Genomic DNA, 21,498 nt, shown 5'->3' on the forward strand with positions numbered 1-21,498 from the left:
CTGGTTTGGGTATGCGGGCGGGCCCTGTCCTTCAACCGTCGGCAGGTCGAATGCCGTCATCCGCGACGAGCCTGGCCATGATGTCGTTGAGTGAGCCGAAATCAACAGGCTTGACCAGATAGCCGTCGAAACCCGCTTTCTGTGCCCGTACGCGCGCTTCGGCCGAACCGTATGCCGTCAGCGCAACGAGTCGCAGATCCCTGAGTTCCTGCTGCGCACGAATGCATTCGGCCACCTCATAGCCGCTCAGGTCCGGCAACTCGATGTCGAGCAGGACAACGGCGGGCCGAAAACCCGCAATGACCGCCAGGGCCGCGCGAGCGGTATGCGCCTGCTCCACCCTGTGCCCCGCCAGGGTCAGCAATGTTGCAAGGCTTTCCGCTGCATCCACGTTATCCTCGACAATCAGGATGCGCAGCGTGGGCGGCATGGCGTTGGCGACCGGTGTTTCGTGACTGCCGGGCGAGCCGGGTTGGCCCGTCACCGGCAAGGTCAAGGTGAAGGTGCTACCCCGTCCGACGCCGGCGCTTTGCGCCTCAAGGGTGCCGCCATGCAGTTCAGCGATACTCCGGGCGATCGCCAGGCCGATACCGAGCCGACTGGCGCGTTCCTGGTCGCCGCGTCTGACGGCTGAAAACAGGTTGAAGACATGCGGCAGGGACCCGCTCGGAATGCCCATGCCATTGTCGCTTACGCGAATACTGAGCCGGTCATTGCGCACCTCAATCGCCAGTTCAATGGTGCCGCCCGCGGGCGTGTACGTCACCGCGTTATCCAGCAGGTTATCAATCGTCTGCCTCACGCGCACCGGGTCGCATTCCATCTGCACGTCACCAGTGGGCAGCCGGGCTTCGAGATGCAGCGCCTGCGCGTCGACACGCGCCTGGATCGCCTCGAGCGCGTGCCGGGCGATGCCAGCGATATCGACCCATTGCCTGCTGAGCGTGACCAGTCCGCGTTCGAGCCGCGCACCGTCGACCAGGTCGTCGATCAGATGGGCAAGGTGTGTGACCTGCCGGTCAATGATGTCGAGCGCGTGACCCTGCTTTTCGTCCGTTGCCACCATGCGCAGAAACGTCGATGAATGGCGAATCGGCCCCAGCGGATTGCGCAGTTCATGCGCGAGGAGCGACAGGAATTCCGCGCGCGACTGAGACTTCGGACGCACGGACTTCTGTCGTTTTCCAGACATCATGTAATAACTCCCCAATGCGCCCGCAACAGCGTCATCGATCTGTTCCGTCGCTTCTCTCCATGAAAGCCCGAAAGATCTGTTCCGTCAGGTTCGTCACGGAGACCGGCAGGTCATGGCGCGGAGCCCAGCCGGAACGGCAGCGTCACGGCGCACAGGCTGTTTGTGTCTTCCGTCGCAATGGTTCGGACGCTGCCCCCCAGACGCGTGACCATTTCCTTGACAAGTGCTATACCGAACGCCTCGCCGGGTGTCAGATCCGTTCCGGGCTCCTCGGCCACCTGACGACTGCGAGCAATGTGCATGCCTGTACCCGACACTTCAATCACCCATCGTTGCATATCGGCCTGCGAGAAAGACATTCGCAGTTCATAGCGATCCGTATGCCGCAGTGCGTGCAGTAGCAGGTTGTGGAGAATCTGTCGGATATACGAGCGGTCACCGGTGACGTCCGCGAGCGTCTCGTCGAAATCCGCCGCCAGGGCGAGTCCTCGCTGTTCGGCGATGACGGCAAACGCGTGCACCGTCTCGTCAAACAAGGGCCGCAAGGCAAAGCGTTCGGACGCCGGAGCGGCCCGGTCGGCAAGAAGCCTCCCGTATTGCTCCAGCTGATCGACGAGTGCGTTCAGCTCGGCGACATGGTGATTGGCAACGAGCTGCAAATTGGGATGGCCGTCGCATTCGGACGTGGCGACGCTGACGGCGAGCGGGTTGCCAATGTGCTGTATCTCGCGCGCGATGGAATGCAGCAGCTGCGCGCGCGAGGCGGCAAGTTCGGCGAGTCGCCCGCCGCTGAGCTGAAGCTGCCGGTTCGACTCCTCCAGCTGCTCCAGATAGGCGGTGGTTTTCTCGTTCTGCTCAGTGACGAACTGCTGCACGGAACTGCGGGAAACGACGCTGAAAAACTCTTCGATCAATGTCCTCGCTGTGCTTTCCCCGCTCCTGGCAATCTCCGGGTCCAGTTCGGGTAAGGCGTCGCTGACGGCCGCGAGGACAATCCGGCGCAGCACATCGAGCTCGCGCAACAGCTCTTCAAGCCGGTATCCCTGTTCCCATCGATGGTGCCCATGCTCCTGCGCATCGTCCCGGACGTCACCGGCAAGCAGCGCCGCATCCCGGCCGCGCAGGAAACGGCAGAGCTCGTCAAACAGCACCGGCAGATGATCAATCAGTTGCGCATGGGTCAGACGGTCGGATGCATCGATGTCGGCGTCGGCGTGCACCGTGCGTAGCCACTGCGCCGCGAGCGTGTCCCGTTGAGAAGCAACGTGGGCAGCGATCTGCGTGACTGGCGACGGGGAAGGGGTAGGGGTCATCGCGTTTCATATCTAAGCAGGCGGATCACGCGAGTATGCACGCATCTGTGCCGGCAGGGCGCTGTTCACGCTGAAATGGCCGCAGGAGCTCGCGCTGTGCCGCCGCGTGTCGATCGGGCTCAACAAGGACGAGGCGCCCGCAACTCGTTGACGAAGGCGGTCTTCTTCCATCGCCTCGAAGAGGTTCGAGACCGTTCATGCGAGAGCCAGCGTTACCCGGGGGCGAACAAGGTAAGCACTTATGCGCTGCAGGGCATAATGCAGAGGTTTTTTCGGTTAGCGATCGCGGCCGCAGACGCCTGAACAGGCTAAGCGAGGCCAATCCGAGATCGGTAATCAAAAAAACGTTTGTGCTAAACCGCTCCCCGGGCCGCTCGCATCATAAGGGTTGATCATGCTTCCGGTCATTGTGGCTTTCACCGTCAACCGTGAAAAGCGCCTCATACGCCTTATCGCCGCCTTGCAGTCCCGGGCGCTATGGGATCGCGTAAGTCCGATCCTGCGTACCGGACGGGACCTCCAGCCTCCGATCGCCGACGGCTTCGCGTCGGATCTCTGGCCCGCTCCAGCGGAGCATGTCCGGCATCTCGAGTCCGAAACAGTCAAGCGCCCGCCCCAAGGAATGATCCTCGATATCCTCGATAGTCTGGGGGTGGGTATAGAAAGCCGCGGCCGACGCGACCAGGTCGTTGTAGCGTAGTCGTTTCTGCTGCTCCTCTGGTTCGTTCTCGGCGATCACGTCGCCGCCGAACGACAGCCACTTCGAGAAGCATTTAGCGTAACCCACGGGTAGGTGGGGAGGATCATCTCAATACGATGAAAAGGATGCCGAAGCAATCTGCGCGGCAGTCTCGCGGGCGAACTGCGCTTCGTGCCACGCAAGACCGTCGAGCCGCAATCGGTATCGTCGCTGCATCGCGTGCGCCTGGGTTTTTGTCCAGCCTCGGACAGCGCAAGCCAACCAGATTTGCGGACTCCTCGCCGATTTCGGGATCGCTATTCCCAAGGGAGTCAGGCATCTCGATGCGTCAGGGTACCTGAACTGATCGAAGATGCAGAGAACGAACTGACAGACTCGTTTCGATTGCTCATCCAGCGCCTCATGGACAGTCTGAAGGAGATCGACAGGCGGGTTCGGGAACTCGAGCGCAGATTCAGGCCACGTCACCGCAATGACGACACGGGTCGACGGCTCGCATGAGTCCCGGCATCGGGCCACTTACCGCGAGCGCCCTTGCGACCCAAGATCGTCTGAAGTAAGGGAAAGGCGCCCAAGGCGTGCGCCGGGAGCGCAGAGTCGCTGCTCAATGAAAGAGAGCTGCAAGACGATGCCGGGCTAGCATAGACGGCCACCGCGGGGGTGCTGTCTACTGTTATGAACTGCCAAGCCTGGATCTACGCGTGACCAACGTGGCAGACTCCGTGCGCGCCAGCCTTGCCATCGACGGCCGCACGGTGCTGTCAGTGCCGTATCATGCGCGCATTGCGTAGACATTGCACCAGCCTTCGGCCGCAACAACCTTGCCGGGGAACATCGGGCAGGTGCCCGTTGCGTCGCTGCGCGCGCCCGCAAAGAAGCGGCAATTTGCGCAGCGCTGGCCTGCGGCGTACTTCGGAAACTTGCTGGCGTCGACGCTACTTGCATTGCTGCGATATCCAAGCGACTTTGCTGTCGTGTCGTTATCGTCGACGAGGGCCGGCGCGGCGAGCGAGCGTCCGGCGATGGCAAGCGTGGCACAAAGGCCGGCGGCGTTAAGTATGAAGGTTCTGCGATTGCGGGTGATCATGCTGGTTTCCTGATTCAAATAGCTGATAGTGCGAGGTAATCGGATAGCAAGACCGACTAGTGCCGGGGTCCGGCATTGAGCGGTGTGTTCGACGACTGCGCGGTTTCCGCGGTGAGTTTCGCGTTGCCCGCGTCGTAGCCGTTCGTGTAGAGGAGGAATGCCATCAAGTCGGCGTATTCCTGATCGGTCATCTTGCCGGGGCGGTCGGCTGGCATGTTGGTCGACATGTACTGGTAGATGCCGCCTATGGTCAGATGCGAATTCGCAGCCGGAGCGAAGGCCGGGCCGCTCAGCGCGGGCGCGGTGATGCCTTCGAGTTGCGCGCCGTGGCATTTTGCACAGGATTCCGAATAAAGATGCTGGCCGTGCTCGACCTGTTCGTGGTCAAATGCGGGCGCATTGCCGCCAGTCGTTGCAGAGACCTTGATGAAGGCGCCTGGGGTGTGCATGGCGGCGCGCTGATAAGACGCCTTCGTGCTTTCGAGCGCGGGTGCATTCGAGCGCGCCTCGCTTGCGGCGCTGGCCGGCAGCGTCCAGCCACGCGTGAGTGCCGCGAGACGGCCGTCGTCATTCATGCGCGCAAGGGCGTCGTCAATGCGCGCTTGCAGCGCACGCATGCCAGGCCCCGAAGCGAACACGAGATGCCAGTCCGCATACGGCGAGGTTGTCGCCGCGACCGCGAATTGATGCTGCGGATGCGCGCGCTGGTACGCCACGACGGCCGGATACCAGACGATCGCGCGCTGCGCGCGCCCTTTCGCGAGCGCATCGACCGTCAGTTCGGAGGTGTTCTCCAGGTCGAAGCGCGCGTTCTTCTGCTGCACGGCGATGAGTTGCGACGGGCTGGACCAGGTTGCCGCGACCGTTTCCTTGCCGTCGGCCGGTACGGCGGCGCGCGGATGACGTAACGTGACGCTGACATAGCCTGAGCGTAAGTAGCATTGCGAGAAAATCATCTGCGAGCCCGATGCGTCGGCGATGCTCGAGCGCGGAAAGCCCGCAACGAGGTCGCATTCGCGGCCCAGCGCGCTGGCGAGTTCGTGCGCCGAGATGCCGTCGTCGCCGCCATCATCGTCGATGCCGTGTGTGACGAACGTTGCGGCCACGCCAGCGGCTTTTAGCACGGCGCGCGCGACGGCCTGGTCGAGCGCGGCCGTGGGGCTGCCCGGCAGCGTGCAAACACGCACGATGTTCGCCGCTGCATATGCGCTGGTGTGCGCGCCGCCTGCCGCGAGCGCGGCGGCCACGGCGAGCCAGGTGATCCGGATGTTCATGATCGTGTGTTCCAGTGAAGTCGGGGCCGCACGCACGCGCGGGGGGCTTGCGCGTGTGCGTGCGGCGGAAGGCGAGAGTCTCGTTCGGCCCTGGTTCAGCCCCGGTTCAGTGCGAACACGTAGAGCGTGCCGCCGCGCGGGACATCTTTTGCCACATCGGCCATCGGGCCGCCCCAGATCGGATTTGCGCCGCCGTAGCCCGCAAGCACGGCAACGTACTCCTTGCCGTCGACTTCGAACACGGAAGGCTGCGCAATGATGCCGCTCGCGAGTTGCGGGCTTTCCCAGAGCACCTTGCCGGTGGCGACGTCGAATGCATAGAGATGGCCGTCGAGCGAGCCGCTGAACGCAAGGCCGCTTGCCGTGGTCGCTACGCCGCCGTTCCAGGGCATCTTGCTCCAGTGGCCCCAGAGCTTCTTGCCGGTGTTCACGTCGATGGCCTGCAGTTCGCCGTAGCCTTCGCTGCCCGGTTCAGGCTTGATTTCGAAGCCCTCGCCGAGATAGGGCAGGCCTTCCATGTAGCTCACCGACTTGCCCGAGAGGCTCATGCAGGCGTGCAGCGCGGGCACCACGGCAATGTGCCGCGCCGGATCGTAGGACACCGACCACCAGTTCTTGCCGCCCAGAAAGCTCGGGCAAGTGTCGATGGTCGTGCCGGCCTTCGGGTACTTCGATGGGTCCTGAACCGGCTTGCCGTCGTCCGTGTAGCCCGTGACGGACGTCGCCTTCACGAATGGCTCCGCGTAGATCAGCTTGCCCGTTTGACGGTCGATAGCGTGGAAGAAGCCGTTGCGGTCGGCGTGGATGATGGCGTCGTAATCCTTGCCCTTGTACTGGATATTCGCGAGGACCGGCGTGTTGACGCCGTCATAATCCCACGTGTCGTTGCTCGTGTACTGGTAATGCCATTTGAGCTTGCCGTTCTTCGGGTCGAGCGCGAGAAGTGAATCGGAGTACAGATTGTCTCCTGGGCGCAGCGCGGCGAGCCACGGGCCGGGGTTGCCCACGCCCCAGTACAGCGTGCGGCTCGCGGCGTCGTAGGTGCCGGTGAGCCACGCAGCGCCGCCGCCATGCGCCTGCATACCGTCGGGCCAGGTCTCCGCGCCTTTTTCGCCGGAGCCCGGAATGGTGTAGCGCTTCCACACGATCGCGCCGTCGTCGGGGTTCAGCGCGGCGATGTAGCCGCGAATGCCGTACTCGCCGCCCGAGGTGCCGACGATGATCGAGCCGTCGAGCGCGAGCGGCGCGAGCGAGAACGCGTAGCCGAGGCCCGGCTCGAACATCTGCTTCTTCCAGACCACGTCGCCGGTCTTCGCGTCGAGCGCGGCGATTTCGCCGCTCAGCATGGCGATGTAGACGTTCTTGCCGTAGAGTGCCACGCCGCGGTTCACCACGTCGCAGCACGCGGTCTTGAACGACTCCGCACCGAGCTTCGGCTCGTATTTCCAGAGCTGCGCGCCGGTCTTTGCATCGAAGGCGTAGACGTTATCTTTCGGCGTGCTGACGAAGAGATAGTCGCCATTGACGATGGGCGTCGCCTCGAAGCCCTGCTTCAATTCGGCCGGAAACTGGTAGCTCCACGCCTGTTTCAACTCACCGACGTTCGACGCGTCGATCTGCTTGAGCGGCGAATGCGACTGGCCGTTGTAGCTCCGGTAGTACGTGAGCCAGCCTGGGTCGCTTTGTGCGCGGGTCAGGCGGTCGTAGGTCACGGGCGGATAGTCCGAGGCGGCATCCACTGGGCCCGCGTTCAAGGACATCGCCGCTGCGATGGCCATTGCACAGGTCGCAAGCCGGCTTGCCGCAGCCGAGCGTCTCTTCATCTTCGTCTCCTGAATATTTGTCCATGCACGGCCGGGAAGCGGTCAGGCTGGATGCGCGGGGATGGGGCCGGTCCGGGTGCAATGGCGTTCTTGCAAGTCGTATGCCATTCGCCGCGAAGCATTGCGCGGCGGGCGATGCAGTCCGTTGAGCGACATACCGCCGAGGTGCCCCGCGTGTGGCCGATCTGTTGCATTCCGGTACAGGCCGCGGAGAAAAGTGTTGGCGAACGTGACAGTGGGCCGGTCGCGCAAAAGGGCGCTGCGCGGTAACGCGCGTGCCGATACACCAGCGCAGCAAAGCAAAGCGCGCCGCCGTGCACGCTGGCACGTTCCTGGCTAGATCACGGCAAAGAGGAGACGGTTGTGTGCGCACCGGTCGGCGCTCGTCGCTTCGGCGTTGAGCTCGCGCGACCGCATAAAACAGATGGAGACGAAAGTTGATCCCAGAGAAGGCGGTGGGCGCGAGCCGAGGCAGCGCGAGGCGCGCGTATGCGACGCTTGGCACGAGCCTCGCGCTCGGCGCGCTTTGCGCCGGTACTTCCACGCCGGCCATCGCGCAAGCACAGAGCGTAGCGGAGAAGAGCGCGGATACAAGCACGGATAAAAGCGCGCTGAGTCAAACGCCGAGCCCGCCCGTGCTGCCCGCTGTCGTGGTGGTCGGCACGACGCCGCTGCTCGGCATCGGTACGCCGCTCGCGAAGGTACCGGCCAACGTGCAGACCGTGAGCGCGCAGGACATCGCGACACAGCACCGCGAAACGTTGACCGACTTCTTCGCCGCGAACCTGCCGGGTGTGAGCGTGACCGACGCCGAGGGCAATCCTTTCCAGATGAACCTGAATTATCGCGGCTTCACGGCTTCGCCAGTGCTTGGCACCCCTCAAGGATTGTCGGTGTTCGTCGACGGCGTGCGCGTGAACGAGCCATTCGGCGACGTCGTGAACTGGGACCTGATACCGACTGGGGCGATCGACAAGATCCAGCTCATTCCGGGCTCGAATCCTGTCTACGGCCTCAACACGCTGGGCGGCGCCATCGCGATCACGACGAAGAACGGGCGCACGAGCCCCGGCGGCGACATCGATCTCTCGGGCGGCTCTTGGGGGCGCAAGAGCGCGCAGTTCGAGCAGGGCGGCACGTTCGGGCCGCACGTCGACTACTACGCGAACGCGAATGTCGCGAACGACAACGGCTGGGCCGACCACAACGCAAGCCGCGTGCGCCAGGCATTCGGCAAGCTGCGCTACAGCGACGACGACACGACGCTGTCGATCTCAGGGGGCGGCGCGGACAACCAGTTTTACGGCAGCCAGACGATTCCGCGCTCGTTCCTGGACAACCCGAAACAGGCCTACACGTTTCCGGACCTGAACCGCAACAGCGTGGGCTATCTCACGCTCACGGGCGAGCATTTCTTCAACGACAACGTGGAGCTGAGCGGCAACGCCTACTATCGCCATCTGCGCAACGAGAACGTGAGCAGCAACAACAACACGGACTACGGTTCGATCGACGCAGACGGCAACGTCGACACGCTGGAGGGCACCAATGTCGACTCCATCGTCACAACGGACAGTTTCGGCGCGAGCCTGCAGCTTACGCTGCTCGGCAAGCTAGGCGGGATGGGGAGCCAGCTCGTTGCGGGCGTGGCGGCGGACTTCGCGAACTCGCGCTACGTTTCGTCTTCGCAGGACGCCGCCTTCACGCTCAATCGCGCGACGGTCGGCATCGGCGATTTCGTTCAGCAGACCGATGCAAAAACGCGCAACGCGAACTATGGCGTCTACCTGAACGAAACGCTCACGTTCACGCCGCAATGGACGCTCACGTTGTCGGGGCGCTACGACTGGGCGACCGCGCGCATTGCAGACGAAAGCGGCGTGCAGCCGCTGCTCAACGGCTATCACACGTTCTCGCGCTTCAATCCGGCCGTGGGACTCAACTGGAATCCGCTGCCTGCCGTCACCGTCTACGCGACCTACAACGAAGGCATGCGGGCGCCAACCGCAATCGAGCTTGCGTGCGCGGACCCGGCTGCGCCGTGCTCGCTGCCGAACGACTTCGTGGCCGATCCGGCGCTGCAACCCGTGGTCTCGAAGACGTTCGAGGCAGGTGCGCGCGGTCGTATCGGCGCGCAGACCAGTTGGAGCGCCGCCGCGTTCAGCACCACGCTCTCCAGCGACATCGAGTTCGTGAGCGCGGCGGGCAGTACGCAGGGCTATTTTCAGAACGTCGGCAAGACGCGCCGCCAGGGTGTCGAACTGGCGGGTCACACGGCGTTTGGCCCCGTTGGCATCAGCCTGAACTACAGCTATGTGGACGCGACCTACCGCTCGGCATGGACTGAGCAAAGCCCCGCGAATTCCTCGGCGGATGCGAACGGCGTCGTCACGGTTCGGCCGGGCGACCACGTGCCCGGCATTCCGGCGCATGCCGTCAAGCTGCGGCTCGACTACGCGGCCACGGCGAAGTGGAGCATCGGCACCAACATCATGTGGCGCAGCGGCGTGTATGCGCAAGGCGACGAAAACAATCAGGATGCCAATGGAAAGATCGCGGGCTATGTGCTCGTGGATCTCGACACGCGCTATCACGTCACGAAACGGCTGGAGGTCTACGCAAACGTGACGAACCTGTTCGACAAGCGCTATGCGAGCTTCGGTGTGCTGGGCCAGAACTTCTTCAACGGGCCCGGCCACACGTTCGACGGCGCGAATCCGGTGAACGAGCAATTCGTCGGACCAGGCGCGCCGCGCGGTTTTTGGGTGGGGCTTCATTACGCCTGGGATTGAAGGCAGGTGCTGCATATGCGCGCATCGGGGTGAGTCCGCATTCCTCCACGCAGGCCATTTGCGGTAATACACAGGCTGGCGAATCGCCGCGGCGCGTGTTTCGATCGACGCTCGCTGCCTTGCATACGGTTCGCTTACACACTGTGTTGCGCTTCGCGTGCGCGTTTGGCGCAAACCGGCTGCGTAGAATCGATGGCCGGATGGCCCGGAGCTTGCTAATAGAGGACACCGAGAAATACCAAAGTGTCCGGCAAGGTACCGGCCAATCGTGGAGGAGAGCATGCGCGACGACGTACATATGGCCGCGGGGCAAGCGGTCCTGGTGTCCAATGGCTGGCCCGCGCCAGCCATTCAGAAGGCGCACGAGCGGTCGGAGACCTTCGGTCTGCGCGCGAAGGCGAGACCGGATTACGATGTGCTTTCGGGTGCAGGGCTTGAGCTCAAGCGCGAGCAGAATCGCGTGCTGTGCATGCATGCCACGCCGGTCATGGAGACGCTGCACGAGCAGATCGTCAACACGCAAAGCATGATCGTGCTGACCAATGCCGAAGGCTTGATCCTGCATTCGATCGGCGACGACGATTTCCTCCAGCGCGCCGAAAAGGTCGCGCTGCGGCCCGGCGCCAACTGGGCCGAGGACCGCCAGGGCACCAATGCGATCGGCACCGCGCTCGCCGAGCGCTGTGCGATGGTCGTCCATGGCGATCAGCATTACCTCGCGGCGAACCGCTTCCTCACCTGCTCGAGCGTGCCGATCTTCGACCCATACGGCGACGTGATCGGTGTGCTGGACGTGACGGGCGACCATCGAAGCTATCACCAGCACACCATGGCGCTTGCGCGCATGTCCGTGCAGATGATTGAGAATCATTTGTTCGCGACGACTTTTCAGGAGACGCTGCAGGTCTCGTTTCATGGCCGCCCGGAGTTCCTCGGCACGCTCATGGAGGGCATCGCCGCCTTCACGTGCGATGGGCGTTTTCTCTCGGCCAACCGCAGCGCGCAATTTCAGCTCGGCCTTTCGCTCGCTGCGCTACGTGCCCATACGCTCTCGTCGCTATTTCAGACCACGAGTGCGCAACTCATAGACCGCATGCGCGCGGGCCTGGAGTCGCACCTCATGCTCAATCTCGCCAGCGGGGCGGTGGTTTGCGCGCGCGTGCAGTTCAGGCGCGCAACGCTGGCCGAAGGCGCCCGACCGGTTGTGGTGCATGGCGCTGCTTCGCAGCCGGCCGCCCGTGCGGTGGCGCAGCCGCCTTCGATGGGCCTCTCGCGCCTGGGCTACCTCGATACGGGCGATCCGCAAGTGGCGCTCGTGATCGCGAAGGTGCGCAAGGTGATCGGCAAGGACATCCCGATTCTCGTCACCGGCGAAACCGGCACGGGCAAGGAGTTGCTCGCCCAGGCCATTCACAACGATTCGCCGCGCCGCGACCAGCCGTTCGTGGCGGTGAATTGCGCGTCGATTCCGGAAACGCTGATTGAATCGGAGCTGTTCGGCTACGAGGAGGGCGCGTTTACCGGCGCACGGCGCAAGGGCGCGGCGGGCAAGCTGTTGCAGGCGAACGGCGGCACACTGTTTCTCGACGAGATCGGCGACATGCCGTATCCGCTGCAAGTGCGCCTCTTGCGCGTGCTGCAGGAGCGCATGGTCAATCCGCTCGGTTCGACGAAGACCATCCCCGTCGATATCGCGATCATCTGTGCGACGCACCGCGATTTGCGCGAGATGATCGCGCAGAACCGCTTCCGCGAGGACCTGTATTACCGGCTCAATGGCCTCGTGGTCCGCTTGCCGCCGCTGCGCGACCGCACGGATCTCGCGGTCGTGATCCAGAAGCTCTTGCACCGCGAATCGCACGGGCGTGCGGACCGGCAGCCGCTCAGCGTCGCAGCGGACGTGATGGCGCTGTTCGAGCGCTGTGCGTGGCCCGGCAACTTCCGGCAGCTCGGCAACCTGCTGCGCACGGCAGCGGCCATGGTCGACGACGACGGCCAGATCCGGCGCGAGCACCTGCCCGACGACTTCTTCGACGATCTGCGTTGCTGCGGCCAGACCCAGGTATTGCCCCCAGCGCTTGCCCACGCGGAGCCGTTGGTGCCGGAGGACGCGCGCCTCGAAGACGTGACTGCCTCGACCATCGCGGCCACGCTCGCGCGCCATGGCGGCAACGTGTCGGCTGCTGCGCGGGCGTTGGGCGTGTCGCGCAATACCATCTACCGCAAGATGCCCGCTGCCGATTCCGGGCGCGGTTCGGGCGACGCCTGAAGTGCCGTTCGCGCGCGCGGCCAGGTCACTTCCTTTCTCCTCCGCTGTCCCACGGGTGTTGCATCCTGTAGCACCCGTGTTCCGAAACGCAACACCCTTTCCCACGCCGGCAGCACTGGCCGCATCGGGCGAGCGCTGGCTCACACCGGCATGCCCCTTGCTTTGAAGAGACTGGCCGCACATTCGATGCGGTATGCAGCCTCAATCTCAAACAAGGAGACATGTCATGCAGTGGACCACCCCCGCTTATACCGATCTGCGTTTCGGCTTCGAAATCACGATGTATATCGCCAACCGCTGAGCGCACGGCAGTGTGCCGTCCGCGCGACCATCGAGGCGTGGCGGGCGGCATGCCGCGAGAACGATCATGAAGATCAGGATACTGGGTTCAGGTGCAGGCGGTGGCCTGCCGCAATGGAACTGCAACTGCGCGAATTGCCGCCGCGCGCGGCACGCGGGCGGCGATGTGCTGCCGCGCACGCAGTCGTCGATCGCGGTGAGCGGCAACGGCGTGGACTGGGTGCTCGTCAACGCGTCGCCGGATCTGCTTGCGCAGTTGCGCTCGCATCCCGATCTGCAGCCCGCGCGCGCAACGCGCGATAGTGCGCTCACGGCCGTCGTGCTGACCGACGCGCAGATCGACCACGTGACGGGCCTGCTGATGCTGCGCGAACGCACGTCGCCGCTGCCGCTCTATGCTTGCGCGCCGGTGCTCGGCGATCTGTCGAGCGGGTTGCCGCTCGTGCCGCTGCTTGGCTATTACTGCGGCGTGGAGGCACATACGGTCGCGCCGGGCGAGCCGTTCACGATTGCCGGTTGCGCCGGCCTGCGCTTTACCGCACTGCCTGTGGAGAGCAAGCCTCCGCCATATTCGCCGCGCCGCGAGGAATCCGCGCCGGGAGACAATATCGCACTCCTTATCGAGGATATCGTGGCGGGAACGCGCGCGTTCTATGCCCCCGGTCTCGCGCAGATGAGCACCGACGTGCTCGGCACCATGCGCCACGCCGACCTCGTGCTCGTGGACGGCACGTTCTGGACCACCACCGAGATGATCGACCTCGGCCTCTCGACGAAGCACGCGGCCGACATGGGGCATCTCGCGCAGCGCGGCGGCGACGGCCGGCCGGGCATGATCGACTGGCTCGACACGTTGCCGCGCGGCACGCGCAAGGTGCTTACGCATATCAACAACACGAACCCGATTCTCGACCCGCATTCCGTCGAACACGCGCAACTGCGCGCACACGGTATCGACGTGGCCCACGACGGCATGCAGTTTCAGGTATGACGATGAACGCACCTCACACGTTGCCGGACACGCACGTAATACCATGGACTGCGAATGAATTCGAATCGCATCTTCGTGCGCTCGAATCGCGCTATCACATCCACCATCCGTTCAACCGGATGCTCAACGGCGGGCGTTGTTCGCCCGCGCAGATCCGTGGGTGGGTCGCGAACCGCTTTTACTATCAGATCAACATTCCGCTCAAGGATGCAGCGATCCTTTCGAACTGCCCCGATCGCGCCACGCGCCGCCGCTGGATCCAGCGCCTCACCGACCACGATGGGCAAGGCGGGGACGAAGGCGGCATCGAAGCCTGGGTGCGGCTGGGCGAAGCCGTTGGCGTCGATCGGGAAACGATGTGGTCGCAACGACTCGTGCTGCCCGGCGTGCGCTTCGCGGTGGACGCCTACGTGAATTTCGCACGCCGCGCGCCGTGGCAAGAAGGCGTGTGTTCGTCGCTCACCGAGATGTTCGCGCCGCAAATTCATCTGGACCGGCTCGCGGGCTGGCCTTCACATTACCCGTGGATCGAGCCGCGAGGTCTTCAGTATTTTCGCAGCCGCGTGCCGCTCGCGCAGCGCGACGTCGAACACGGGCTCGAAGTGACGCTGAGCCATTTCCGCACGGCCGCCGAACAGCAGCGTGCGGTGGAGATTCTGCAGTTCAAGCTCGATATTCTCTGGTCGATCCTCGATGCGGTCGAAAAGGCATGGCCCATATGAACCCGATAGTGCCCGATGCAGGCAGCGGCGTGCCGCTGCGCCCGTGTTTGCGCGGCATGTACCGCTTGCAGTGGGAGGCCGCCCAGGACGCGTATGTGCTGCTCTATCCCGAAGGGATGGTGCAGCTCAATTCGAGCGCGGGCGAGATACTCGCGCGGTGTGACGGCGCGCACGAACTCGACGAGATCATTGGCGAGCTGGAGCGGCTTTTCAGCACCTCGGAGCTGGCTCCCGACGTCTATCGCTTTCTCGATCACGCGCGGCTGCGCGGCTGGCTCGACTGACATGGCGACCGATACCGCTCTCCCGCCCAAGCCGCTCTGGCTGCTCGCCGAGCTGACTTACCGTTGCCCGCTGCATTGCGCGTTCTGCTACAACCCGGTGGACTTTGCGCGGCACGGCGAAGAACTCGACACCGACGCATGGCGCGCAACCATCAGCGCCGCTCGCGAACTGGGCGCCGCGCAGATCGGCTTTTCTGGCGGCGAGCCGCTGCTGCGCGATGATCTGGAAGCGCTCGTCGCGCATGCGCGCCAGCTTGGCTTCTATACGAACCTGATCACGTCGGGAATCGGCTTGAACGTCGAGCGCATCGAGCGGCTCAAGGCGGCTGGGCTCGATCATATTCAGGTGTCGATGCAGGATTCCACGCGCGAACTCAACGACTTTCTCACGAGCACGCGCACGTTCGAACTCAAGCGCAACGTTGCGCGGCTCGTGAAGGCGCATGGCTATCCCATGGTTCTCAACTGCGTGCTGCATCGCTTCAACCTGCCGCACATCGCGCAGATTATCGATATGGCGCTTGAACTGGGCGCCGATTACCTGGAGCTTGCGAACACGCAGTATTACGGCTGGGCCATGCTCAACCGCGATCAGTTGATGCCCACCGCCGAACAGCTTCGCGAAGCCGAGGAGACCGTGAACCGGTATCGCGCCCGAATTGGCGAGCGGTGCCGCATTCTGTTCGTCGTGCCCGATTACTTCGAACAACGGCCGAAAGCGTGCATGAGCGGCTGGGGGAGCGTGTTTCTCGGCGTGGCGCCAGACGGCGCAGCTTTGCCTTGCCACGCGGCGCGTTCGCTGCCGGGCCTCGTGTTGCCGAACGTGCGCGACGTGCCGCTGCGGCAGATCTGGTATGAGAGCGAAGCGTTCAACGCGTTTCGCGGCGATGGCTGGATGCACGAGCCCTGCCGCAGTTGCGACGAGCGTCACGCCGATCATGGCGGCTGCCGCTGTCAGGCCTACCTCTTGACCGGCAACGCTGCTGCGGCCGATCCCGTGTGCGCGAAGTCGCCGCATCACGACCGCATCGTGCAGGCCGTGGAATTCGCAAGACGGCCAACACGCGACGACGAGCGGCCAATCGTGTTCCGCAGCAAGCAGAACTCGCTCGCGCTTTGAGTGGAGAATCGACATGGCGACGGTCGTTGCGCGCTTCGATCGTGGTGAGCGAGCGGTATTCGGCCACCACGCGTTCGGGCGACGTGCCGCAATCGCCGGTGTGGTTGCAGGCGTGGTCGCGCTGCATGCCGCGCTGATTACCGTGGCGCGGTGGGAGACGCCAGCATCGCACGCCGCGCCGACGCGCGTGAGGATCGTAGACGCCGTGCTGATTGCGCCGATCCCGCTGGTGCCGCATAAGAGCGAAGAGCCTGCGCAAACGTCGTTGGCGAGCCGATCGATTCATGAAGCCGTACGAAATGATGTTGTGCAGCCGGCTCGAACACGTCCAGCGGCGCGTGTGCATGCGCAAGACGTCACACGCACGACCCCGCCGCGAGCGGCACCACCGGCCGCAGATGCTGCACCCGAAGCCGCGATGCCAACGGAACACATAGCCGGGCCGCAGCCGCAACCCGCGCCCGTCGCCAAGGCGCCTGCTATCGACACGCCGCGCCGCGTTGCCCATCTGGATTGCATGCTCACGAAGCCCGACTACCCGGCGCAGTCCTTGCGCCGCGCCGAGGCGGGCACGGCCATCATCGAACTCGATACCGCAGCGGACGGCCACGTGGTCGCCGCGCGCGTAGCGACGACCAGCGGCTACACCAGGCTCGACGAAGCGGCGCGCGACGCGGCGCTTGCGAGCCGCTGCCAGCCGTATGTCGAGGACGGCAAGCCGGCGCCGGCACGCGCCGACGTGCCGTTCACGTTCACCCTCAGCGAATGAAACGGAGGACCTTATGCCAACCTATGGAATCGCGCACCTGTGGGCCCAGGGCGATCCGATGACGCGCTTCGTTGCGGCGCTGCTCGTAGCGATGTCGGTCGTGTCGTGGTCAGTGATCGTGTTGAAGACGGTCGAGTTTGCGCGTCTGCGCCGCCATGCAGGCTCCGCGCAAAGACGCTTCCGGGATGCATGCGAACCTGACGAAGACGTCGACGCGTTGGGCCGCCCCGGCACACCGTTCTTCGAATTGGCCAGCGCAGGGCAGCACGCGCTGGCGCACCACGAGGCGAGTGGCGCCAGGCACCGGGGGCGCGTCGACTTGAGCGAGTGGCTGCTGCGCAGCCTCAGGGCTTCGGTGAGCGACAGCTCGACGCGTCTTCAGCGCGGTCTCGGCCTGCTTGCCTCGATCGGCAGCACGGCGCCGTTCGTCGGCCTGCTCGGCACCGTGTGGGGCATCTACCATGCGCTGCTCGCACTCGGCGCGAGTGGCGACGCCAGTCTCGAACACGTCGCGGGGCCGGTTGGCGAAGCGCTCATCATGACGGCGCTCGGCCTGTGCGTGGCGATTCCCGCCGTGCTTGGCTATCACGCGCTCGCGCGTGTCTCGCGCGATATCGTCGCGCAGCTCAACCGCTTCGCATACGGCGTGCACGCGCAGTTGCTCACAGGTAGCGCGCCAGCGCCGTGTGCGACGATGAAGGAACGGGTATGAATGACGATCGCGATCTGGAATACGAAGCGATGCCGGCGGCCGACATCAACATGACGCCGCTGATCGACGTGATGCTGGTGCTGCTCGTCATCTTCATGGTGACGTTGCCGGTATTGCACCATACCGCGAAGCTGGCGTTGCCGCGCGCGAGCAGTCAGCGCGAGGATCTGGTTGCGCCGCACGTCGATATCGTCGTCGATGCGCTTGGCCATATGAGCTGGAACGCGCAGCCTGTTCAAGAGTCCGGTCTATCGGAACGACTGGCAGAAGCCGCGCGGCTCACGCCGCAGCCCGAAATCCGGCTTTCGGCCGATCGCGCCACGCCGTACGGGCGCGTCGCGAAGCTCCTCTCGGCGGCGAGCGCCGCGGGACTCGCGAAGGTCGGCTTCGTGACCGAACCGGATTCGGCGCGCCATGGCGGATGAACACTGCGTGTCTTGTGCTGCAGGTTGCTCGTTAAGCTCGAAATGATGAGCGGCGTATCCGCGCGACGCGCGCGACCTTGCCGCCTTTGCCCGTTGCGCGCAGCCAGTGATCACCGCGTGCGTCGGTCTCGACACTTTCTAGCGTCACTCCAACCGGTTCACTCGCGCGAAGCCCGATCGCGTATCGCACCTTCGCGCCAGCGAGCGGATTGGCAAGCACGTAGTGCTGCTCGACGCGCCAGCGGAACAGGGCGCCGAGCATCGACAGCGCATCCGCGAACGAGCGCGCTGAGAGGCAGCCGTTGAACGGTTGCCTCTCAGGTGACGCGCACGCAGTTCGAAGACGCGAGGGTCCTCGCGCGGTTTGCGCAAATGCCGAGAGCTACGTCTTTCTGACTGGGCCCTCACACCGCCGCATAGATCGAGAGCTCACGCGATCCTGGCGTCGCTTATCGAAGTCCTGCAGTCTGGATGCTGACACCCTGACTACGCGGTTCCTGCCTCACTTCTCGCGCCTTCCGGCCGCTGCGCACAGGCAGCACGAAGCTGATGTGGCCGGGCACCTCCTGGCGCCGGAAGGTTGATCCGGCAATCGACTGTCCTGTGACGAAAGCAAGAACGCCAACACCCTCTGATGGTCGGCGCCAAGGTGTCGAAGCATTTGTCGCGACGTACTTTTCTTCACAGTAAAGTCGCCCAACTGAAGGCGCTTCGGTCGGGAAGGCTTAGGCTAATGAGGCGAAGTGTAGTATTTATGCTTTATTGCGACCCATAGTGTCCTTGGAGAGACTATGGGAAAACGAGGGTGCCAGGGGCTGAATCTCGATTTCGATGCCGCTGTCGCAGTAGCTACGTTCGCCGGCAAGCATGTCCTGAATCGGAAGCCGTTTCGAATACGTATCCTAATAGCGCGATTATGCTTCACATTTCCAGTAAAGTGCGTTTTGCATACTTGTTGTCGGGTTGCTCACCGTCGTGGGTTTCTACACGCGGCCGCTCGCGCTGCTGCTCGGCATCTACACGCTCGGCACCGCGCTCATCGGCACCACTACTGGACGATGACCGGTATGGAGCAGTACGCGAATATGACTAATTTCTATAAGAACACCAGCATCATCGATGGCCTGCTTCTCCTCGCAGTCTCGGGCTCGGGGCGATTCTCGCTAGACGAAAAGTAACCCTCCAGTCGTGCTGAAAACAGGAAGGCGTCCGTCGCGGTACTACAGCGACGGACGCCTTCTTTCGTTCTGGCAGCACCAAAGGCGCCGCGCTCCTATCTCATGATAGTGGACAAGCGCGTCTGACCACGCTGCATAATCGCGATCGGGGCCAATCATCACTGCGCAGTTGGGCTAGAACTGACTTACAACCTCAAACATAACGACAGCTGAGGTGAGAATCACCTCGTGCCCTCAGCCTACGGTTGCCGCGCAAGGCGCGGGAAGGACGGGGAGGACGTCAGAGTTCGCTAGCGACTACGTGTAGTGCCTCAAAGAGATCAACGGGAAGATTAAAGAATATTGCCCTGGTCAAACAGTACGTTTCTGCTCCAACGAGAAAAATACCTGCCAAAGTAGCGATTGCCACGACGGAAGACAGAGATTTCAGTTTGAAATCGGAAGTGCATACATCACGTTTTTTTTCTACTATTGCTCATTTTCTCACAGAACTACATGAATACTACGGGACACGCAATCGAATTTGGCAACTAGTTGGGCCATGGTCCTAAGCAAACGGAGTCGCTCACCAGTAAGCGCACTTGGCATCTGCCGCTCGGCGTGGCGAACGATAGTCGGTACACTGCGTGCCAGATGGTGGACCAATCGAGAAATGCGGGGGACGCTCCATATCTGAGTAGTCGAGCCACACACTGCAAGGAGATGGCCTGGCTTTGCATCGTTTGACGTACTCCTCGCGCCTTGCGCGGCAGCCTTGAGTTGAGGACGGGGAAGGCGTCAAATCATGCTAACTTGTGATGGATTGCCTCGATACAGCGATGTAGCCACTGCATCAGTCCATTCTCTGCCGTGTGGACCTCTGGAGACATATGCATCAGGGCTTGTCCTTTTCGTTCGCGTGCCTCAAGCTTTGCAGCGAAAGCGTGTGCGACGTCGGTATGTTGTTTAAGGAGATTCACAACGGCGTGGTCGGGTAATTCATAGACGATCACGTAGGTCCGTGCGACGAACGTAACCATTGAAGCAACACCCGCGATTGGTCCGCTCTCGCCGAAGTATTCTCGAGGACCAAGACGGACGACGTCGCTCTGGCCACCAGAGTCTTCCATTGAGGATGCCGCGACGACTCCATACCCGACAATTGAAATGGATTGCGAGCATGCTCCGGCGTTAAGCAGCACTTGTCCAGGTGCGTATTCGCGCCGAACCAGAGATTTGGCTAGTTGAATCCGTTGGTCTTTAGATAGCATCCCGAATACACCAATAGCTTCAGTTAGTCGATATGCGAGTGTTCCGCCTGGGATGTCGGCGAATTCGTTCTCGTTTTCCAGTTGAGCGGCAAACGACTCCAGATGACGATGAGCTGCGTCATAGAATTTGTTCAGCACCTCTACTTCTGATCGCTCACCTGTTCTGAAAAAGGTGGCTTCGTACGTGGTTGTTTTTCGGCCGATCGAGATCGTAGCCACGCTCGGCTTAGGATCTTTGGAGATGCCAACACAGGTCTGCAGGGCGAGTTCGAGGGCGTGCACAACATCAGACGGTCGAAGCTGCGTCGTGGTCTCAAACTTGGCGACTATTGCGTGAGGACCGAGAGGGAAGCTGTGGTTTACGATTCGCGATTTGGCGATGACACTGTTTGGCACGACGACCATATCGCGGTTTGCTTTGGCTATGTGGGTCGCGCGCCAGGTAACTTCAACAACTTCACCGTCCGCTACCTCATCTAACGTTACGGAATCTCCGACACGATAGGGAGACGTAGCGTTAATCAACAAACCGGAAAAAAGGTCCGAAAGGGTGCTTTGGAGAGCGAGGCCAAGGACGATGGCTAAAGCGCCAGAGGTTGCCAGGACTCCCTTGAGCGGGATGTCGAACACATCGGCGACAATCGCGATCACTGCTCCAAGATAGAGCAGGGCTGCGATTACGTCCAGCGTGAACCGGTTCTGACGTAGTCGATAGCCAACAACGTAGTAGGTTCGCACTACGGCCATAATCGTCGCGGCTGCTAACAGCCACCATCCCGTTTCAAGGACTCCGTGAAGAAAGTGAACGGCTGGGTCCGAAAATCGATGCGCGGCTTGGGTGGGGACGATGCCATATCGAAGCATCGACACTGTCAGAAGCACGAATAGGGCACATTTTAGTACCGCATGCAGCACGGGCCGCCGTCGGCCAGGTGACCAAAGCAGAACCAGTACATTTATCACGGCTGCTCCGCATGGATAGAGTATCTGGTTCAATGGCTCGTTCACGGTAGTGGGCTATGACTCAATAACGATGGGGTTACCACTAGTCCATTGCGTCATTGAAAAAGCACCTTATTTGGTATTCAATGAAACGCATGGAAAAGATGAATTTGACCACGCTTGAGCGCAAACAATTGCTGTCAGCAACTCGTAGCCAAACGGTGCGCGCAGCGGACGCGCGGCGTGCACGGCTGATCTTGATGCTTGATGAAGGCGAAGCACGTGAGGCGATCATGCAGCGGCTGCGATGTGACTCGCGCTTCATTACCCGTTGGTCGAGTCGGTTTTTGGC

General features: G+C 62.7%; 19 protein-coding genes and 1 pseudogene. 12 read left to right on the forward strand and 8 right to left on the reverse strand.

The window, feature by feature from the left end:
• Nucleotides 1-31: 31 nt before the first annotated feature.
• The 6 genes from M3I56_RS08820 to M3I56_RS08845 form a co-directional block, all read right to left on the reverse strand.
• Nucleotides 32-1,195 (reverse strand): ATP-binding protein, encoded by a 1,164-nt coding sequence (locus M3I56_RS08820; protein WP_254353460.1) that lies wholly within the window; start codon nt 1,193-1,195, stop codon nt 32-34.
• 110 nt (nt 1,196-1,305) lie between these two features.
• Nucleotides 1,306-2,508, reverse strand: a complete 1,203-nt coding sequence (locus M3I56_RS08825; protein WP_254353461.1) for an RsbRD N-terminal domain-containing protein — start codon at nt 2,506-2,508, stop codon at nt 1,306-1,308.
• A gap of 475 nt (nt 2,509-2,983) precedes the next feature.
• Nucleotides 2,984-3,295 carry a hypothetical protein gene (locus tag M3I56_RS08830; RefSeq protein WP_254353462.1) on the reverse strand — a complete coding sequence of 104 codons (312 nt, stop codon included), beginning with the start codon at nt 3,293-3,295 and terminating at the stop codon, nt 2,984-2,986.
• A gap of 685 nt (nt 3,296-3,980) precedes the next feature.
• Entirely contained in the window at nt 3,981-4,295 is a 315-nt protein-coding gene (locus M3I56_RS08835; RefSeq protein ID WP_254353463.1) for a high-potential iron-sulfur protein, read from the reverse strand.
• 56 nt (nt 4,296-4,351) lie between these two features.
• On the reverse strand, nt 4,352-5,569 hold the full coding sequence (locus M3I56_RS08840) for a c-type cytochrome (protein ID WP_254353464.1): 1,218 nt from the start codon (nt 5,567-5,569) through the stop codon (nt 4,352-4,354).
• 95 nt (nt 5,570-5,664) lie between these two features.
• Nucleotides 5,665-7,392 carry a methanol/ethanol family PQQ-dependent dehydrogenase gene (locus M3I56_RS08845; protein WP_254345643.1) on the reverse strand — a complete coding sequence of 576 codons (1,728 nt, stop codon included), beginning with the start codon at nt 7,390-7,392 and terminating at the stop codon, nt 5,665-5,667.
• 437 nt (nt 7,393-7,829) lie between these two features.
• Here M3I56_RS08845 and M3I56_RS08850 point away from each other — a divergent pair, with 437 nt between their 5' ends.
• The 10 genes from M3I56_RS08850 to M3I56_RS08895 all read left to right on the forward strand — a co-directional run bounded on the left by M3I56_RS08850 (nt 7,830) and on the right by M3I56_RS08895 (nt 17,776).
• Nucleotides 7,830-10,184 carry a TonB-dependent receptor gene (locus M3I56_RS08850; RefSeq protein ID WP_254353465.1) on the forward strand — a complete coding sequence of 785 codons (2,355 nt, stop codon included), beginning with the start codon at nt 7,830-7,832 and terminating at the stop codon, nt 10,182-10,184.
• A 280-nt stretch (nt 10,185-10,464) separates the two neighbouring features.
• Nucleotides 10,465-12,453 (forward strand): sigma-54-dependent Fis family transcriptional regulator, encoded by a 1,989-nt coding sequence (locus M3I56_RS08855; RefSeq protein WP_254353466.1) that lies wholly within the window; start codon nt 10,465-10,467, stop codon nt 12,451-12,453.
• Between the two features lie 226 nt (nt 12,454-12,679).
• Nucleotides 12,680-12,754 (forward strand): pyrroloquinoline quinone precursor peptide PqqA, encoded by a 75-nt coding sequence (gene pqqA, locus M3I56_RS08860; protein ID WP_006410019.1) that lies wholly within the window; start codon nt 12,680-12,682, stop codon nt 12,752-12,754.
• Between the two features lie 66 nt (nt 12,755-12,820).
• Nucleotides 12,821-13,744, forward strand: coding sequence for a pyrroloquinoline quinone biosynthesis protein PqqB (gene pqqB / locus M3I56_RS08865; protein ID WP_254353467.1), 924 nt, complete (start codon nt 12,821-12,823; stop codon nt 13,742-13,744).
• Between the two features lie 2 nt (nt 13,745-13,746).
• The gene (gene pqqC, locus M3I56_RS08870; protein ID WP_375541693.1) at nt 13,747-14,466 is read left to right on the forward strand and encodes a pyrroloquinoline-quinone synthase PqqC; all 720 of its coding nucleotides are present in this window, start codon (nt 13,747-13,749) and stop codon (nt 14,464-14,466) included.
• Nucleotides 14,463-14,750, forward strand: a complete 288-nt coding sequence (gene pqqD / locus M3I56_RS08875; RefSeq protein ID WP_254353469.1) for a pyrroloquinoline quinone biosynthesis peptide chaperone PqqD — start codon at nt 14,463-14,465, stop codon at nt 14,748-14,750. Before pqqC ends, pqqD begins: the two co-directional genes overlap by 4 nt.
• 1 nt (nt 14,751) lies before the next feature.
• A complete protein-coding gene (pqqE, locus tag M3I56_RS08880) occupies nt 14,752-15,870 on the forward strand; it encodes a pyrroloquinoline quinone biosynthesis protein PqqE (protein WP_254353470.1) in 1,119 nt (372 codons plus the stop codon).
• A 13-nt stretch (nt 15,871-15,883) separates the two neighbouring features.
• Entirely contained in the window at nt 15,884-16,639 is a 756-nt protein-coding gene (locus tag M3I56_RS08885) for an energy transducer TonB (RefSeq protein WP_254353471.1), read from the forward strand.
• A 13-nt stretch (nt 16,640-16,652) separates the two neighbouring features.
• On the forward strand, nt 16,653-17,351 hold the full coding sequence (locus M3I56_RS08890; RefSeq protein WP_254353472.1) for a MotA/TolQ/ExbB proton channel family protein: 699 nt from the start codon (nt 16,653-16,655) through the stop codon (nt 17,349-17,351).
• Nucleotides 17,348-17,776, forward strand: coding sequence for a biopolymer transporter ExbD (locus M3I56_RS08895; RefSeq protein WP_254353473.1), 429 nt, complete (start codon nt 17,348-17,350; stop codon nt 17,774-17,776). The genes M3I56_RS08890 and M3I56_RS08895 overlap by 4 nt, the downstream gene beginning before the upstream one ends.
• Nucleotides 17,777-17,807: 31 nt before the next feature.
• On the opposite strand, the gene M3I56_RS08900 is transcribed toward M3I56_RS08895, so the two are convergent.
• Nucleotides 17,808-18,038, reverse strand: coding sequence for a hypothetical protein (locus M3I56_RS08900; RefSeq protein ID WP_375541694.1), 231 nt, complete (start codon nt 18,036-18,038; stop codon nt 17,808-17,810).
• A 692-nt stretch (nt 18,039-18,730) separates the two neighbouring features.
• Here M3I56_RS08900 and M3I56_RS08905 point away from each other — a divergent pair.
• Nucleotides 18,731-18,954 (forward strand): annotated as a pseudogene (locus tag M3I56_RS08905) (DoxX family protein); the annotation flags it as partial.
• Nucleotides 18,955-19,736: 782 nt separating this feature from the next.
• Here M3I56_RS08905 and M3I56_RS08910 read toward each other — a convergent pair.
• A complete protein-coding gene (locus M3I56_RS08910; protein ID WP_254353474.1) occupies nt 19,737-20,942 on the reverse strand; it encodes a mechanosensitive ion channel family protein in 1,206 nt (401 codons plus the stop codon).
• A gap of 350 nt (nt 20,943-21,292) precedes the next feature.
• Between M3I56_RS08910 and M3I56_RS08915 the strand changes: the two genes are divergently transcribed.
• The coding region (locus tag M3I56_RS08915) for a helix-turn-helix domain-containing protein (RefSeq protein WP_375541695.1) at nt 21,293-21,498 on the forward strand (206 nt) is incomplete at its 3' end.

It is taken from the genome of Paraburkholderia sp. CNPSo 3281, assembly GCF_024206515.1.
In the GTDB taxonomy this organism is placed as follows: domain Bacteria; phylum Pseudomonadota; class Gammaproteobacteria; order Burkholderiales; family Burkholderiaceae; genus Paraburkholderia; species Paraburkholderia nodosa.